Source organism: Corynebacterium sp. HMSC070H05 (assembly GCF_001837615.1).
Lineage (GTDB): Bacteria > Actinomycetota > Actinomycetes > Mycobacteriales > Mycobacteriaceae > Corynebacterium > Corynebacterium coyleae.
In genome coordinates, this window is the sequence record NZ_KV833299.1 from 80518 (window position 1) to 96086 (window position 15569).

General features: G+C 61.4%; 16 protein-coding genes. 8 read left to right on the forward strand and 8 right to left on the reverse strand.

Going from position 1 to position 15569, the window contains the following annotated elements; all coding sequences use genetic code 11:
* Positions 1 to 405, reverse strand: a 405-nt coding sequence (locus tag HMPREF2617_RS12280; protein WP_246821695.1) for a DUF4192 family protein, incomplete at its 3' end; no start/stop codon positions are given.
* 170 nt (positions 406 to 575) lie between these two features.
* The gene (locus HMPREF2617_RS04045) at positions 576 to 1049 is read right to left on the reverse strand and encodes a recombinase family protein (protein WP_080972893.1); all 474 of its coding nucleotides are present in this window, start codon (positions 1047 to 1049) and stop codon (positions 576 to 578) included.
* 35 nt (positions 1050 to 1084) lie between these two features.
* Between HMPREF2617_RS04045 and HMPREF2617_RS04050 the strand changes: the two genes are divergently transcribed.
* Positions 1085 to 1621: a hypothetical protein gene (locus tag HMPREF2617_RS04050; RefSeq protein ID WP_246817468.1), complete on the forward strand. Its 537-nt coding sequence runs from the start codon at positions 1085 to 1087 to the stop codon at positions 1619 to 1621.
* Between the two features lie 169 nt (positions 1622 to 1790).
* On the opposite strand, the gene HMPREF2617_RS04055 is transcribed toward HMPREF2617_RS04050, so the two are convergent.
* Positions 1791 to 3350, reverse strand: coding sequence for a SulP family inorganic anion transporter (locus HMPREF2617_RS04055; RefSeq protein WP_070840073.1), 1560 nt, complete (start codon positions 3348 to 3350; stop codon positions 1791 to 1793).
* A 169-nt stretch (positions 3351 to 3519) separates the two neighbouring features.
* Here HMPREF2617_RS04055 and HMPREF2617_RS04060 point away from each other — a divergent pair, with 169 nt between their 5' ends.
* Positions 3520 to 3924: a MerR family transcriptional regulator gene (locus tag HMPREF2617_RS04060; RefSeq protein WP_070840074.1), complete on the forward strand. Its 405-nt coding sequence runs from the start codon at positions 3520 to 3522 to the stop codon at positions 3922 to 3924.
* 540 nt (positions 3925 to 4464) lie between these two features.
* Here HMPREF2617_RS04060 and HMPREF2617_RS04065 read toward each other — a convergent pair.
* Entirely contained in the window at positions 4465 to 5976 is a 1512-nt protein-coding gene (locus HMPREF2617_RS04065; protein WP_070421670.1) for a recombinase family protein, read from the reverse strand.
* A gap of 18 nt (positions 5977 to 5994) precedes the next feature.
* A complete protein-coding gene (ychF, locus tag HMPREF2617_RS04070) occupies positions 5995 to 7083 on the reverse strand; it encodes a redox-regulated ATPase YchF (RefSeq protein ID WP_070452600.1) in 1089 nt (362 codons plus the stop codon).
* An 83-nt stretch (positions 7084 to 7166) separates the two neighbouring features.
* Here ychF and HMPREF2617_RS04075 point away from each other — a divergent pair, with 83 nt between their 5' ends.
* Genes HMPREF2617_RS04075 through HMPREF2617_RS04085 form a run of 3 tightly spaced genes read left to right on the forward strand, consistent with a single transcriptional unit; the run spans position 7167 to position 10307 of the window.
* A complete protein-coding gene (locus HMPREF2617_RS04075) occupies positions 7167 to 8537 on the forward strand; it encodes an AI-2E family transporter (RefSeq protein ID WP_070840075.1) in 1371 nt (456 codons plus the stop codon).
* Between the two features lie 31 nt (positions 8538 to 8568).
* Positions 8569 to 9618: a DNA recombination protein RmuC gene (locus HMPREF2617_RS04080; RefSeq protein ID WP_070840077.1), complete on the forward strand. Its 1050-nt coding sequence runs from the start codon at positions 8569 to 8571 to the stop codon at positions 9616 to 9618.
* An 11-nt stretch (positions 9619 to 9629) separates the two neighbouring features.
* Entirely contained in the window at positions 9630 to 10307 is a 678-nt protein-coding gene (locus HMPREF2617_RS04085) for a DUF6542 domain-containing protein (RefSeq protein ID WP_180949987.1), read from the forward strand.
* A gap of 54 nt (positions 10308 to 10361) precedes the next feature.
* Here HMPREF2617_RS04085 and HMPREF2617_RS04090 read toward each other — a convergent pair whose 3' ends face one another.
* Positions 10362 to 11333, reverse strand: coding sequence for a 4-hydroxy-3-methylbut-2-enyl diphosphate reductase (locus HMPREF2617_RS04090; protein ID WP_070840079.1), 972 nt, complete (start codon positions 11331 to 11333; stop codon positions 10362 to 10364).
* A gap of 103 nt (positions 11334 to 11436) precedes the next feature.
* On the opposite strand from HMPREF2617_RS04090, the gene xseA reads away from it, so the two are divergent.
* Positions 11437 to 12711 carry an exodeoxyribonuclease VII large subunit gene (gene xseA, locus HMPREF2617_RS04095; protein WP_244268710.1) on the forward strand — a complete coding sequence of 425 codons (1275 nt, stop codon included), beginning with the start codon at positions 11437 to 11439 and terminating at the stop codon, positions 12709 to 12711.
* A 42-nt stretch (positions 12712 to 12753) separates the two neighbouring features.
* Complete coding sequence (locus HMPREF2617_RS04100; RefSeq protein WP_070421676.1) at positions 12754 to 13023, forward strand: exodeoxyribonuclease VII small subunit; 270 nt, start codon at positions 12754 to 12756, stop codon at positions 13021 to 13023.
* Between the two features lie 10 nt (positions 13024 to 13033).
* Here HMPREF2617_RS04100 and HMPREF2617_RS04105 read toward each other — a convergent pair whose 3' ends face one another.
* Positions 13034 to 13606 (reverse strand): DUF4245 domain-containing protein, encoded by a 573-nt coding sequence (locus HMPREF2617_RS04105; protein ID WP_083323193.1) that lies wholly within the window; start codon positions 13604 to 13606, stop codon positions 13034 to 13036.
* Between the two features lie 142 nt (positions 13607 to 13748).
* Here HMPREF2617_RS04105 and glpX point away from each other — a divergent pair, with 142 nt between their 5' ends.
* Positions 13749 to 14759 (forward strand): class II fructose-bisphosphatase, encoded by a 1011-nt coding sequence (glpX, locus tag HMPREF2617_RS04110; protein WP_070452585.1) that lies wholly within the window; start codon positions 13749 to 13751, stop codon positions 14757 to 14759.
* A gap of 53 nt (positions 14760 to 14812) precedes the next feature.
* Here the strand turns inward: glpX and HMPREF2617_RS04115 are convergent, their stop codons facing one another.
* Positions 14813 to 15505 (reverse strand): CPBP family intramembrane glutamic endopeptidase, encoded by a 693-nt coding sequence (locus tag HMPREF2617_RS04115; protein ID WP_070840081.1) that lies wholly within the window; start codon positions 15503 to 15505, stop codon positions 14813 to 14815.
* Positions 15506 to 15569: the final 64 nt, after the last annotated feature.

Sequence of the window (15569 nt, forward strand, 5' to 3'; positions counted from 1 at the left end):
GATGAGCGGATGCTGGTACACAGACCACCAAGCAGCCCCAGTGACGATCTCGGGCACCTGCACCACCCCGAGCAGCGGCGGTAGCGGCGAGGCCCCGCTGGTGAGGTACGTGGCCGTCTCGTCGAAGACCGGCTGCGCAATGTCATCGCTGATCATGTACGCGATAACAGCGTCGAGTTCGAGGTGGTGGACCCACGCTGCGAACCGCTCGCGGCTCTCGGTGAGCTTCTCCACTGCTTCGTCCAGGTCGAACCGTGCGACCGGGCCGAGGCGGACGGTGTCGACGCCCTCGTCGTCGACGAAGAACGCGAGGATCAGCGAGTTGTTCGGGTAGAACCCGAGGATGCCGGGGAGGTTCGCGAGGATCTCGCCGTGAGATGCAAGCGTGTGGGAATGAGTGGACATGGCAGTGCTCCTTTGCACGAATACGGGGTGTATGTGGTCAATCCCGTATTCGGCCCGGCTCTGCCGGTCGCAGGCGTATCCCAGCAGTGCAGCACTCATGTGTGCCGAGCGTCGCTAGCGCAGCCTGATGCCTTCTCGCCGGGTGCGAGCGCTAGCGACGCAGCCTGTGCTTAAGCGTCGGCTTCGATGCGCTTGAGAGCGCGATAGATCGTCGGCCGCGAGACGTTAAAGGTGCGCGCTACAGCGCTGACGGACTTGCCGCCGTCGATAAGCTCCTTGGCCATCTGCGCCTGCTCAGCGCTGAGCTTCGGCTTGGGGCCGGCGACCCTGCCCTGTGCGCGGGCGTGCGCCACGCCCTCACGGGTGCGCTGGACAAGCAGGTCACGCTCCCACTCGGCAAGACTTGCCATGACGTTGATAACCACCTTGTCGGTGGGCTTCGACGTGTCCAGCGCTGGCTCCAACACCTTGACGTTGATGTCACGCTCGGCGAGGTCAGCGATGGTGTTCACGGTGTCCGCGAGGCTGCGGCCGAGCCTGTCCAAGCGCGTGACAACGAGCGTGTCGTCGGGGCGCATGTACGCCAGCGCGTCATCAAGACCAGGCCGTTGCCAGTTGGTGCCGGAGATGGTGTCTGAGTAGATGTGGTCCGGGTCGCAGCCAGAGCCTGAACGCTCAGATGACTTCGAGCCTGACTTCTAGCCTGGAACCGCTGGTAGAAGTAGCTGTATCTGAGGCAATGTCGAAAGAGCCTAAGAGCCTGCACGAGGCAGCAGAAGCCTCTAAGAAGGCTCACAGCGCTCTGCTCCAGGAGAAGGAGTCCAACGAAAAGCTGCTGGAGGAGATACGCGCAGAACGCAAGCAGTATAACGACGATATGGAAAAGTCGAACACGAACTTTATTAAGGCCTGCATGTCTGCCTCGTGGATTGCAGCCAGTGTTCTCTTCGTTGCTATCGCACTCGTTGCTGTCGGAGCCTTGGGGAACGGGCTGCTAAGTATGCTCGGCATACCCGACGGCGTGTCTGCCTTGTGGGGTCACGTCCAGGAGGCCAACGGCATCGGCCCAACACTGGGCTGGTTGGCGTTAACACTTATCGTCATAGGGGTTCTTATAGCGCTTATGACCTGGATGTTGTCCCAGGCTGCGCCGGGTATTGCTCACTTAGTCGAGGAATACCGTCGCAATCACCCGAGGAAAGAAACGAACCACTAACTAGAACACGTGCACCGTAAAAAGTAAAAATCCCCACAACACAGCGTAGCGGTTAACCGCTACGCTTCTTTTATGCTCTTCCTATGCCCCAACTTTGCAACAGCACCAATAAACTGGCGCCCCGGTTATAAGTTGGGGCGCCAAGTCGATGTGCTCGAGTCGGGGGATGTTAGTGGCCGGTGCCAAGCCGGCCAGACAGGCGGTTCAGCCGGTCCTGACTGGGACCGTCGAGCCCGATAATGGACACGGTTTTGCCTCTGTCCTGGAACTTCTGCGTAATCGCGTCAAAGGTCGCGACCGTGGAGGCATCCCAGATCTCCGCCTCAGTGAGATCAATAGTGATATGACGGGCAGAATCGGTGTAATCAAAGCGATAAACCAGGTCATTGCTTGATGCCCAAAACAACTGGCCATGCACCCGGTAGGTACGAGTATCAATCTCGCCATCGCCGTCGCCGTCGATCTCGGAGACCTTTTCAATGGAAGCGATATGTGCCATCCGACGGGCGAACATGATCATCGCGGTGACCACACCCAACACCACACCGATGGCCAGGTTGTGGGTGGCTAGGGTGGCAATAATCGTCACGGCCATAACAATGGTCTCAGAGACCGGCATGAGTTTAAGGGTGCGTGGATGCACCGAGTGCCAGTCGATGGTGCCGACCGAGACCATGATCATGATTGCCACCAGCGCAGCCATCGGGATCATGCCAACGATGTCGCCCAGTGCCAGGACCAGGACCAGCAGGAACACACCGGCTAACAGGGTGGATAGGCGGGTACGTGCCCCGGATTCGCGGACGTTGATCATGGTTTGACCGATCATCGCGCAGCCACCCATGCCGCCGAAGAAACCGGAGGCAATATTAGCCACCCCCTGTCCCCAGGATTCACGAGTTTTATCGGAATGAGTGTCGGTGATGTCATCGACGAGCTTGGCGGTCATCAACGATTCCATGAGACCGACCACGGCCATGGCCAGGGCATAAGGCGCGATGATCTGCAGGGTCTCCAACGTCCACGGCACGTTCGGAATAAACAGGGACGGTAAGGTCTCCGGCATCTTGCCCATGTCCGAGACCGTCGGGACAGTCAAACCGGCGGCAATGACCAAACCGGTGAGCACGATAATCGTGACCAGCGGGGCGGGGATCACACTGGTGAGCTTGGGGAAGAAAATCATGATCACCACACCCAAGCCGACGAGTGGGTAGACTATCCAAGGCACATCAATGAGGTGTTCGAGTTGGGCGGTGAAAATCATAATGCCCAGTGCATTGACGAAACCCAGCATCACCGATCGGGGGATAAAACGCTGAAGTTTCGCCACACCGAGGGCGCCGAGCACGATTTGTAGGACACCGCCCAACAGGACGGTGGCGATGAAATAATCCATCCCGTAACCACGCGCCACAGGAGCAATGACTAGGGCAATAGCCCCGGTGGCGCCGGTGATCATTGCCGGGCGGCCACCGGTAAAGGCGATCGCAATGGCCATGACTACCGAGGAAAACAGACCCATGGCTGGGTCAACACCGGCAAGGATGGAAAAGGCAATGGCCTCAGGGATCAGCGCCAGGGATACCGCCAGTCCGGCCAGAATCTCTATACGGATACGGGCGGGGGAAGAAAATGCGTAACGGAAGGATGCGATGATCCCGGTAGGGGCATCAGCGCCGTCTGGACTCAGGAGGGGGCGGGGGGCCGCCGTGCTAGTTTCAGTCATAGATGTCCAATCTTTGAGGGGATAGGTAACTGGGCGAACGCCCGAAAGGAATCCAACCCTCTAGTAACTTTAGGTTTGGTGATGGTGGTCATGGTAGCGGGAGTTTTACTCAACCGCCAACCCAGGCACAGGAACCCGTGGGCAACATCACCGTGAAGGAGAACAGGCAATGCAAAACAGTAATTTCAAGATCGGCGAGGTCGTTGACCAGACGGGGTTGTCGATTCCCACCTTGCGTTATTATGACAACGTCGGCCTGATTACCCCATCGGGGCGTAGCCCTGGTGGGTTCAGGCTTTATAGTGAGGCTGATGTACGTCGTGTTTTGCTGGTGCGACGGATGAAACCGCTGGGGTTTACTCTGGATCAGATGCGGGAATTCCTGGAAGCTGCGGAGATTCTTCATAGTTCAGATGGCGGGCAGGAAAGTGATACCGCACAGCAGGCACGGAGTAATGCCAAGGCCACCCTTGCCGACATTCGTGAGGAGACGCGCACCCGCTACGAAAAGCTACGCAAGCAAATTGCCTACGCTGAGGAATTCCTCGATCTGGTCAACACCCTGGTACCCTAAACTGCCCCCATCCTTCGCAGGGAGAAAAAGACCATCGTATTGAATGCGCTCTGTCGAATCGCGTTCCAGATGAAGTGGACGAACGCCCGCGGCCTCTCCGGAGTGGATGGCGATAGTACAGAGGACTTCTGAAATCCGTGCAGACGACTCCTCAAAACGACACAGTCATCCAAGGTCACAAAATCGAAAATTGTCACTTAACCCCATCACTTCCAAACCGGCTTAAGTGACAAAATGCCATCGCTAAAGTCCCGATTTGAGTCCCAGGACGTGCGCCTTAAGAGAAATAACTAAAGCCCCTACCAGTGTTTCTCCTGGTAGGGGCTTGGAAGTTGGTAGCGGGGGCAGGATTCGAACCTACGACCTCTGGGGTAACAAGAGCCGTGTCATACTTCCTGCGAACGCCACGGTTGAGCAGTGTCGCCCCCGATACACGAAGGCAGATCTCCCCCGAACTGCCGGCTCCCGTGGCGTTCCTTCGTAAGAGCTTTGCGCGCCGCAGCGCATGCGCGCGATTGTTGACGTGTCACACACTGCAACCTAGTTCCACACGATCTGCACCGATTCAGGGTTAAAGGTCTTGGTGCCGCGCACGCCACGGCGCAGGCGCACCTGGCACAGGGTATTGATGACTCGGCGCTGCACGGCAAGCTCTGCGTTGTCGAAGGCATCCACGGGCGAGGCGTAGCCGGTTGTGTCGAGCAGCGCCGATGCGCCAGCAAGACGGGCACGGCGCGTTTCGAGTTTCTCGATCTGCGGCTCATAACGGTTTCGCGCGCGCTTGAGGTCACGGGCCTCGATAAGCTCCTCATCGTAGTCAGCCTGGACGCGGGCGAGCTTTGCGCGAAGCTCAGCGAGTTCGTCGTCGATGGCGTTGACCTCGTCGTCGTCCACAGTCGGCAGCAGGTCCGCCAGGTCGTCACGGCCAAGGCGGGCGCGGATCACGGCGAGCACAAAATCATCGACGCTATGTGTGCGCACTAATCCACAGGCGGCGCAGCGGTAGCGGTCGGCATGTGTGCGCACGGGGTTGCCACACTCGTCGCAGACATACAGACCCGAGCCGAGATGGCGGCGAGTGTTCCGGCGCTCCTTGTTGGTCAGCCGGTCGGGATCGTCGAGCACGTTCTGCACGCGCCACCACAGATCTGGTGTGACGATCGGCTCCCACTGCCCTTTCACCGGCTCGCCGGTATCGGGGTCGCGGACGATATGCGTGACACGGCGGTATTTGTTCTTCACGCCTTTGCGCTTGGCCTTCTTATAAGTGGAGTAACCCGCATACACGGGGTTGCGCAGGATCGAGTGCAACGACGTGTAGGCCCACGGCTGCGCGTCGGGAACCGGCTTTTCTTCCTGGCCTTCAGCGCGGCGTCGAGCGTTGCGCTCTGTGACCACGGTGTACATATGGCGCGGCGTGGTCGGGATATCCGGCAAGCCCGGTTGATCGACCCCAGATAAGGCGCGCGCAATGTCGCGCATGGAGTTGCCCCTCTCGACAGCGCGGAACATACCGAGCACGGCGGCGGCTTCGGATGGAATGATCTCGCCGGTGGAGGTGTAGCCGATAGGGCGCACACCGCCGGAGTACCAGCGGCCCTGCTCGGCGCGTTGCTGTTGCGCACGAGACTGGCGCATGCTCTTTCGCTCGATCTCGCCGCGTGCCACGGCTGCTTTGATGCGCGCGTACATTCTGCCGCCGTCGGTGGCAAGGTCAGCATCACCGTTCGCAGTGACGAGTTTCAGCCCCTGCTCCTCTGCCCTGTCGATCCACTCTTCGAGCTGCCAGGGCTGCCGTGTGAGGCGGTCGAGGTCCCAGCAAATGATCGCGTCGATCTCGCCGCGCTCAAAGGACGCCACCATCGCGTCGTAGTCGGGGCGGTCCACGTCCTTCTTCGACGCGGAGATCGACTGATCGACGTAGGTATGCACGACGTCCCAGCCGCGTTGCTCGGCGAGGGCTTCGCAGTCCTGACGCTGCCGGTCGATGGCGAGGCCGTCCATGGCAGCATCTAACGAGATACGGAGGTAAATAGCAGCGCGTGTAGTCATACGCTATTCATAGCGTATTTAGGTTACATTGAAACGAAACTCGACCACGTCGCCGTCGACCATGACGTAGTCCTTGCCTTCCTGGCGGACCTTGCCGGCGGCGCGGGCCTCGGCCATGGAGCCGAGCGCGTCCAGGTCTTCGAAGCCGACGATCTCGGCCTTGATGAAACCCTTTTCAAAGTCGGAGTGGATCACGCCTGCGGCCTTCGGGGCGGTGTCCCCCTTGTGGATGGTCCAGGCGCGAGCCTCCTTCGGGCCTGCGGTGAGGTAGGTCTGCAGGCCGAGGGTGTCAAAGCCGGCCTTGGCCAGGGTCTTCAAACCTGGTTCGTTTTGGCCGACGGCGGCGAGGAGCTCGGCTGCGTCTTCGTCGTCAAGTTCGAGCAGCTCGGTTTCGGTCTGGGCGTCGAGGAACACAGCCTCGGCCGGGGCGACGAGTTCGCGCAGTTCCTGTTTCTTCGCCTCGTCGGTCAGCACGGCTTCGTCGGAGTTGAAGACGTAGAGGAACGGCTTGGCGGTCATCAGGTGCAGGTGGTGCAGCAGTGCCAGGTCGATATCGCCGGTCTTGGAGGCGGCGAAGAGGGTGCGGCCGTCTTCGAGAATGGCCTGGGCCTTCTTAGCCTCCTCGGCCTGGTCGGCGACGTCCTTGTCCTTGCGGCCTTCCTTCTCCAGGCGTGGCAGGGCCTTTTCGATGGTCTGCAGGTCCGCGAGGATCAGCTCGGTGTTAATCACGTCGATGTCCGAGGACGGGTTGACCTGGCCGTCGACGTGGATGACGTTGTCGTCGGAAAACGCACGCACCACCTGGCAGATCGCGTCCGCCTCACGGATGTTGGCCAAGAAGGCGTTACCCATGCCCTCGCCCTCGGACGCGCCCTTGACGATGCCGGCGATGTCCACGAAGGACACGGTTGCTGGCAGCACGCGCTCCGAGTCGAAGATCTCCGCCAGCCGATCCAGGCGCGGATCCGGCAGCTCCACCAGGCCGATGTTCGGCTCGATGGTGGCGAACGGGTAGTTAGCGGCAAGCACCTCGTTGCGCGTCAGCGCATTAAACAAGGTGGATTTACCGACGTTGGGCAGACCGACAATTCCAAGAGTAAGGCTCACGGCGCTCCATCCTATCCCACGTTGTGGCGCTGGTTGTGAGGGGTTCGTCGCAAAGCAATGTGCAGTGGGGCACAATAGTTCGCGTGACCGCTCCGAATCAGACTGCAGACAAGCGCGACGACCGCGTCGATCGCATCGTGGTGTTTAACGCCTGGGTTTCCTCCGGGGCGAAGTTTACGCTGCGCCTGCTGGTCATCGCGCTGTTTTTCTTCGCAATCGGCAAGCTCATCGGCGCCTTTTGGGTCGGCGTGTTGCCTGCGGTGCTCGCGCTGATTGTGTGCACGGTGCTTGCCCCGGTTGCGAGCTGGCTGCGCAACCATAAGTTCACCGACGGCATCGCGGCCATGGTGACCATGTTGCTGTTCTTCGGCGTGCTGGCAGCCCTCGGCATGATCGTCGCCCCCGATATTGTGGGCCAATCGCGGCTGCTGTACATCCAGGCGCTCGAGGGTGTGCAGCGCCTGCAGTTGTGGGCGCAGGGTCCACCGCTGAACGTGAATCCGGAGAACCTGAACGAGGGTGTCGACGAAATCACGCGGTGGGTCCAGAACCAGGCCGGCGCCATCGCCGGTGGCGTGTTCTCCGGCATCAACACCGCGGCAGGCCTGTCGGTGACGCTGATGGTGCTGTTCGTGCTGACCTTCTTCTTCCTGAAGGACGGCCACCGCTTCCTGCCGTGGCTGCGCGGCGCGACGGGCGGACGCACGGGACTCCACTTCACGGAACTGTTGACCCGCTCCTGGAACACCCTGTCGGGCTTCATCAGGGCACAGGCCGTGTGTTCCCTCATCGATGCGCTGGTGATCGGCATTGGCATTGCCATCGTCGGCGTACCCATGGCGTTCACGCTTGCGATTATTACGTTCGTTGCGGGCTTCATCCCGATCGTCGGCGCCGTGGTCGCAGGCGCTTTGGCGGTCCTGATCGCACTGGTCACGCTCGGGTTCACCAAGGCCCTGATCGTGCTTGGCATCGTCCTCGCGACCCAGCAGCTTGAGGGCAACGTGCTCTCTCCCCTACTGCAGTCCAAGGCGATGAACTTGCACCCGGTGATCGTGCTGATCTCCGTGACCGTCGGCGGTGGCCTCTTCGGCCTCATGGGCGGTTTCCTCGCGGTGCCGACAGCTGCGATGATCGCTGTGGTGTACCGCTACGTGTTGGACATCCTGCGCATCAACGCCGGCGAGGTCAGTGCCGAGGACCTCACTTTTGCCACCGAAGAGGGCAAGCTCATCGCGGAAATCGACGAGGCAGAGTCGGTGCACAAGCGCGAGGCGTGGCGCGGCGAGCGCGACTGGGTCAACGCTCCGCAAACCCCTGACGACGATCCAGCTGCACAGGACGATGACTCACCCCACTTCAGCGCGAATAGCCTGAAGAAGTTGCGCGAGGTGGGCAGCCGCACCATCTTGCGACGCAGGGAGTTCGAACATAAAAGCGAACCCGGCGAGTAGTGTGTCGTGCCGGGGTGGTTAGATCTGCGGCATGCAAACGTCAACGGTCTTTCTTATCCTTGCAACGGGTCTCCTCGCCGGGTTTATCGTCGGGGTATTCGCTGGCGTGGCGTGGTTTCGCCGTTCTGCACCTCAGCCGGCTCCGCCACAGGATCTCCGCCCCGTCGCTCGCGCGTTGAAGGACATGCGTGAGCAGATTGATGCGATGGATAAGCAGCAGGCAGTGGCGTCGTCGGCAATCGCAGGTCAGGTCCAGGCGATCGGACGGACCTCCGCGCGTCTCGGCGACCGCACGGACCAGCTCATCACCGCTTTGCGCTCCCCGCAGCCCCGCGGACGGTGGGGCGAGATGCAGCTAGAGCGCGTTGTGGAGCTCGGTGGCATGCTCGAACACGTTGACTTTGATACGCAGGCGCACATGCGTATCGACGACACCCGCGTCCGCCCCGACATGATCATCCGCCTTACCCAGGGGCGCAACATTGTTGTGGACGCGAAGGTTCCCTTCGGTTCCTACCTGGACGCGTTGAACACGGATGATCCGGAGGAGCACGACGCCCACCTGCGTCGCCATGCGCATTTGCTGCGTTCGCATGTGGATACGTTGTCGAACAAGGCGTACATCAACGCGTTCCAGCCGACCCCGGAGTTCGTCGTGTTGTTTGTGCCAGCGGATCCGTTTTTGGATGCGGCGCTCGGCCTCGACCCGGAACTGCTTGACTATGCGTTTTCGCGCGACGTGGTCATCGCCACCCCGACCACGCTGTTTGCACTGTTGCGCACAGTCGCCCTCGGCTGGCGTCAGGAGTCCATCAACGCGTCCGCGAAGGAGGTCCAGCGCCTCGGGGCAGAGTTGCACCAGCGTCTATCGACGATGGCCCGCCACTACAACAAAGTCGGCGCCTCATTGGAAAAGGCGGTTGAGGCTTATAACGCCACGTTGGCATCGATGGATTCCCGCGTGATGGTCACGGCACGTAAGCTCGAGGAGGCTCACGTTCCTGCCCGGAGGGAACAGGCTCCAGAGCTGAATCCTATTTCGGCGCGTGCCCGGCACATGGCGGAGGACGACGGCAGGTAAACTGCGTCAGCGTGTCACATCTTTCGAGCCGGAGCCATTCCCCTACGTCCGCCACCTTTGTTGGGTTGCCGACGGGGTCTGGCCTCGGCATCGTGTTCGCCGCCCTGTTCACCGGCGTGCTGCTGTCGCTGTCCGCAGGTGTAATTTCGTGGCCCTTTCTTGCGCTGTATGCCCTCGCGGTCATCGTGGTGACCACGTTGGTGAACCCGAAGGGGCTTTCCCTGACGGTGACGAGCGCACCATTAATGTTTGTCGCCGCGCTGGTGGCCACGGGTTACTTCATGTCGCGCGAGAGCCTGTCGGCTGGCGGCGCGAGCGCTAAGACTGCACTGCTCGGTATCGCGTACCCGGTGGCGGAGTACTTCCCGGTGCTGTTTTTCACCACCGCGGGCTCGCTGCTTATCGCTGCGGTGCGGCTGCGACTGATCCGTCGGCAAAACGATGCGATTCGCCGACGCGAAACCGCCCAGCGGACCTCGCAGAACCGCAGCAACCGTCGCACAAATTCTCAAGGGCGGAGGGCTCGCGAGCAGGCTCGGTCGGTTCCTGTGCAGGAGTTGTTGGAGCGGGCGAAGTCGGAGGGGGCGCGTCGTCGCAAGGCAAATGCGAGTGGCTCGCGTAGATCCGGAGAAACCGGTGGTTCTTCACGTGCGGTTCACCGTCTCGGCGAGGACTTGTACAAAGGCTAAAGGCCTTGTCCCGATGTAAACGGGGCAAGGCCTTTTGGTCGTCCTCGGCAGGGTTTATGCCTCGAGCGGTGCCTCGCGGCGTGGCAGGCGCAGTTCGCGCGGCAGGGAGAACGTGATGGTCTCCACGGTGGTGGTGATCTCTTCCACGTCGCCGTAGCCTTTCTCCCCCAGGTAGTCGAGCAGTTCGCGGACGAGGATGTCCGGTACCGAGGCGCCAGAGGTCACGCCGACGGTGTTGACACCGTCGAACCAGGCATCGTCGACTTGGTGGGCGTAATCGACCAGGTGGGACTCCTGCGCGCCGGCCTCGAGCGCGACCTCGACGAGGCGCTTCGAGTTGGACGAGTTCTGGGAGCCGACCACGATGACCAGGTCACTTTGCGGCGCGATCTTCTTCACCGCGGCCTGGCGGTTTTGGGTGGCGTAACAAATGTCGTCGCTCGGCGGGTTCTCCAAGTTCGGGTAACGCTCGTGCAGTTTGTTGACGATCTCCATGGTCTCGTCGACAGACAGCGTCGTCTGGGACAGCCACACCAGCTTCTGCCCCTCCGGGAAGTCCGGCAGGCGGTCGACGCCGTCGACGCCGTCGACGAGGTGGGTGATGTCCGGAGCCTCACCTGCGGTGCCTTCGACCTCTTCGTGGCCTTCGTGGCCGACGAGCAGGATGTGGTAGCCGTCGCGGGCGAAGCGCTTCGCCTCGTTGTGCACCTTAGTCACCAGCGGGCAGGATGCATCGAGGGTGTGCAAGCTGCGCTCCTTGGCGGATTCGCGCACTGCGGGCGACACACCGTGGGCGGAGAACACGAGGTGGGATCCTTCGGGGACCTCGTCGGTTTCGTCGACAAAGATCACGCCGCGGTCCTGCAGCGTCTCCACCACGTACTTGTTGTGCACGATCTCCTTGCGCACGTAGACGGGGGCGCCGTACTTCTCCAGCGCCTTTTCTACGGTCTCCACGGCGCGATCCACGCCTGCACAGTATCCGCGTGGGGACGCGAGTAGCACTTTCTTACCCTGATCAGTCATGGAACCAACCCTAACGAATCTGCGTCAAAAACAGTAGGCGGGTAAATCGTGCCCGCCGGGTACTGTTTACCTGGCAGAAGAACTGGGGAGAAAGGAGCATCGCGTGACAGAAACACAAGGTGTGCAAGGTGCGCAGAGTGCGCCGCCGAAGAGCACGCCGGAAACGCCGTGGTCTGTGGCCAAGCTCAATAACTCCGTGAAGAGTTGGATCGACCGGCTGGGTTGGTTGTGGATTGAGGGTCAGCTCACGCAGATTAATACGAAGCCGTCGTGGCGGCTGTCGTATATGACGTTGCGGGACACGCAGGAGCAGGTGTCGGTGCAGTTGACGGCGGAGACGTCGTTACTGACCGGCATGGCTGTGCCGTTGAAGGACGGCGACCGCGTGGTCGCATACGGTAAGCCGACGTTTTATCAAGGCCGCGGCTCGTTTTCGATGAAGGTGGCGGAGATCCGTCACGTCGGTGCGGGCGAGTTGCTGGCGCGCATTGAGGCGTTGCGCAAGCAGTTGGCGGCCGAGGGCCTGTTCGATCCGGCACGCAAGCGCCCGCTGCCCTACCTTCCGAAAAAGGTTGGCCTGATCACGGGGCGTGGTTCGGCTGCTGAGCGTGACGTGGTCACGGTGGCGCAGGGACGTTGGCCACAGGTGAACTTCGAGATCATCAACACGCCGGTACAGGGGCCGACGACCGTGCCTGCGGTGATCGAGGCACTGCAGGTGCTGGATCGCGATCCGGACGTGGAGGTGATCATCATCGCCCGCGGCGGCGGTTCGGTTGAGGACTTGTTGCCGTTTTCGGAGGAGGCCCTGCAACGCGCGGTGGCGGCCGCTGGCACACCTGTCATTTCGGCGATTGGCCACGAGCCGGATAACCCGGTGCTGGACAATGTGGCTGATGTTCGCGCCGCCACCCCGACCGATGCTGCGAAGCGTGCCGTGCCGGATGTTGTGCAGGAGCGTGCGCTTATCGACGAAGCACGTGCCCGCATGTCCGCCGCCCTGCGCGGATGGGTGCAGCGGGAACGAAACGGCCTCGCGTCGATTCGCACCCGTCCTGCCCTAGCGGATCCGATGATGGCGATCACGCGCCGCCGCGAGGAAGTGGAGCGCGCCCAGGCGTTGATCCGCCGCGACATTTCCCATGTGCTGCAGCGTGAGAACCAGCAGGTCTCGGCGTTGCGCGCGCAGGTGTCGGCGCTCGGCCCCTCTGCAACCTTGGCCCGTGGTTACGCCGTGGTGCAGGTGGTTCCGCGCGACCACTCTGGCCCTGAGGTTGTGACCTCTATTGATCAGGCTCAGCCCGGCGCGCAGCTGCGTATCCGTGTCGGCGATGGCTCGATTACCGCCGCTTCGATGTCCACCACTCCCGCTGATTAATGCAACCAGCTGAAGTCAACTAAGAACGTTTAAGGAACACTCATGACAGACAACACGTTTGGATCCGGCCAGGCGAACGACAATGCTTTCCCGGACCCGGAGACGCTGACCTACGAGCAGGCTCGCGATGAGCTTGTGGAGACGGTGAAGATTTTGGAGCTCGGCCAGATGAGTTTGGACGAGTCGTTGAAGTATTGGGAGCGCGGTGAGGCGCTGGCGAAGCGGTGCGAGGTGCTTCTCGACGGCGCTTCGAAGCGCGTCGAAGAAGCCATCAGCACCCGTCAGGTCAGCGGGCAGGCTCCTGAGCAGTAAGTACTAGAAGCTACTGGGGTGTGATCGGAGTAGCCTTCAGCGCTGCGCTGATGAGCTCTTCGAACTCGTCCGTGCTGCCTGCGCCGGTGACGACGAAGCGTGCGTCGCCGGCGTCCACAATCCACAGGTCGCGGACCTCGCGTTCGTCGCTGGTGTAGACCTCGACGTCGGTGTCGTCGATACGCACTGTGCGATCGAGCATGCGGTTGTCGGCGTTGGAGGCCTGGAGCGCCGCATCCTTATCGACGCCAGTCTGGGTGAGTTGCAGGTAGCCACGGTTCGGGGTGACCCACCCGACGACGGGTGCCGAGTTGCCGGCAAGCATGCTGCGGCGCGCCGAGTTGGTGGTCCAGCCTTCTGGCATCTGCGGGTAGCGCACCGGGTAGTTCACCGCACGCGCCTCGAGGTCGAGGAACGCTTTTGCGTCGACCTCCTGCACGGGGCCGGATTCGGGGGCGCCGGGGTTGAAGGAGCACAGCCCGGTCGCGCCGACAGCGACGAGCATGAGCACCACAATGAGCACGGCGTTGATTGCCATGTCTCGGCCGTTTTGGAAGATGCGGGGTTTCTTGTCGTTTGCCACGCGTTTCAGTATGTCATGAGCCACCTGCACCCCAGAACGGGCGGGCTTCTCCCCCGTAAAGGTGGGCGATACCAACACTTCGGCGTGTGGAAGTGCCAGAATAGAGGGGTCGATTTTTGTCCTCTGGAGGAAGGCCCCCGCGATGACTGAACAGTCTGATCTTGTCCCTGACCGCAACCTAGCAATGGAGCTCGTCCGTGTGACGGAGGCAGCAGCGCTCGCCTCCGGCCGTTGGGTGGGTCGCGGACAGAAGAACGAGGGCGACGGCGCCGCCGTGAACGCGATGCGCAAGATGATCAACTCCGTGGAGATGGACGGCGTGATCGTGATCGGCGAAGGCGAGAAGGACGAGGCCCCGATGCTGTTCAACGGCGAGCAGGTTGGCACCGGCCGTGGTGCTGCGGTGGATATCGCCGTTGACCCGGTAGATGGCACCCGTCTGATGGCAGAGGGTCGCCCGAACGCGATTTCTGTCATTGCTGCCGCGGATCGTGGCTCCATGTTTAACCCGCAGGACGCGTTCTACATGAACAAGATCGCGGTTGGCCCTGAGGCGGTCGGCGCGATTGATATCACTGCTTCCGTTGAGGACAACATCAAGTCGGTTGCTAAGGCGAAGGGTGTTCGTCCGGCTGACATCACGGTTGTTGTGTTGGATCGCCCGCGTCACGACAAGCTTGTCGAGGAAATCCGTGCCGCCGGCGCCAAGGTTCGCTTCATCATGGACGGCGACGTTGCCGGCGCAATTGCTGCTGCTCAGGACAACAGCTCCATCGACATCGCCATGGGCATCGGCGGCACCCCGGAAGGTGTTGTCACCGCATGTGCGCTGAAGTGCCTTGGGGGCGACATTCAGGGCATGCTGGCCCCGCAGTCCGACGAGGAGCGCGAGAAGGTACTCGCCGCTGGCCACGACCTGGATCGTGTCCTTGGCATCAACGACCTGGTCACCTCTGATAACTGCTACTTCGCCGCTACCGGCGTGACCAACGGTGACATGCTGCGTGGCGTGACCTACCGCAAGTCTGGCGCCACCACCCGTTCGCTGGTGATGCGTTCGAAGTCCGGCACCGTGCGCTACGTCGAATCCCAGCACCAGCTGGCCAAGCTGCAGGACTACTCGGTGGTCGATTACTCCGAGCCAACCAAGTAGAACCTGACTTTTGCCCCGCGCCTTCTCAACGAAGGGCGCGGGGCTTTGTCGTTCTAGAACAAGGCTCCAATGACTGCTGCGCTAGCCGCGAAGTTGTTGGCTACGTGCACGATGAAACTCGCAGTGATGCCGCCGTGGAACCGTGCGACCAGTGCGAGGCCGATGCCGCAGAAGAATGTGTAGACGATCACGGGTGGCGCGATATGGGCTGCAGCAAAGATGACGGAGGTGAGCAGCACGCTCGCTGCTGCCGGCATGAGCGTGTCAAAGTAGCCCATGAGCACACGGCGGAACACAATCTCTTCAATCACTGGCCCGAGTAGCAGATAACCGGCAAGCAAGATGAGCACCGGCGCCACACTTCCGGCATCTTTGGCTAAGTCATCTGCGGTTGAGCCTCCGCCTGGTTCCATCCCGATCAGCGAGCCGACGATAGCGCTCGACGCAGCGGCCCCGACGATCACTGCCGGAACTTGCCACAGCACATGCCAGCCTCGACTCCCTAGCCGCGTAAACCCCAGCTCGAGTCCGCGACTTTTCATGTAGCGGATAAGCAGCACCGAGGGCACAACGATGGAAATGAGAACCGCGAGGGGCAGCATGCTGATCGCGACGGTGCGGGACACGTTCGCCTGCACCAACAGCAGACCCTGTCCCGCCAAAAGGGCGTACATAATGGCCATTGCCGCCAACGCCACCAGCGCATCCCTCAATGCGGGGGCCTTTTGTGTCCGGTTTTCAGACATTACAGCTCCTCATTTTTGTTATCTGGGGCATAATCGATCTTTGGAAAGGCACGAGCGCACTTTA

Bases quoted from the DNA above. Each gene is read 5' to 3' on its own strand.
- HMPREF2617_RS04050 (WP_246817468.1), top strand. From the start codon at position 1,085: ATGACTTCGAGCCTGACTTCTAGCCTGGAACCGCTGGTAGAAGTAGCT.
- HMPREF2617_RS04055 (WP_070840073.1), bottom strand. From the start codon at position 3,350: ATGACTGAAACTAGCACGGCGGCCCCCCGCCCCCTCCTGAGTCCAGAC.
- HMPREF2617_RS04060 (WP_070840074.1), top strand. From the start codon at position 3,520: ATGCAAAACAGTAATTTCAAGATCGGCGAGGTCGTTGACCAGACGGGG.
- HMPREF2617_RS04065 (WP_070421670.1), bottom strand. From the start codon at position 5,976: ATGACTACACGCGCTGCTATTTACCTCCGTATCTCGTTAGATGCTGCC.
- HMPREF2617_RS04080 (WP_070840077.1), top strand. From the start codon at position 8,569: ATGCAAACGTCAACGGTCTTTCTTATCCTTGCAACGGGTCTCCTCGCC.
- HMPREF2617_RS04090 (WP_070840079.1), bottom strand. From the start codon at position 11,333: ATGACTGATCAGGGTAAGAAAGTGCTACTCGCGTCCCCACGCGGATAC.
- HMPREF2617_RS04100 (WP_070421676.1), top strand. From the start codon at position 12,754: ATGACAGACAACACGTTTGGATCCGGCCAGGCGAACGACAATGCTTTC.
- glpX (WP_070452585.1), top strand. From the start codon at position 13,749: ATGACTGAACAGTCTGATCTTGTCCCTGACCGCAACCTAGCAATGGAG.
- HMPREF2617_RS04115 (WP_070840081.1), bottom strand. From the start codon at position 15,505: ATGTCTGAAAACCGGACACAAAAGGCCCCCGCATTGAGGGATGCGCTG.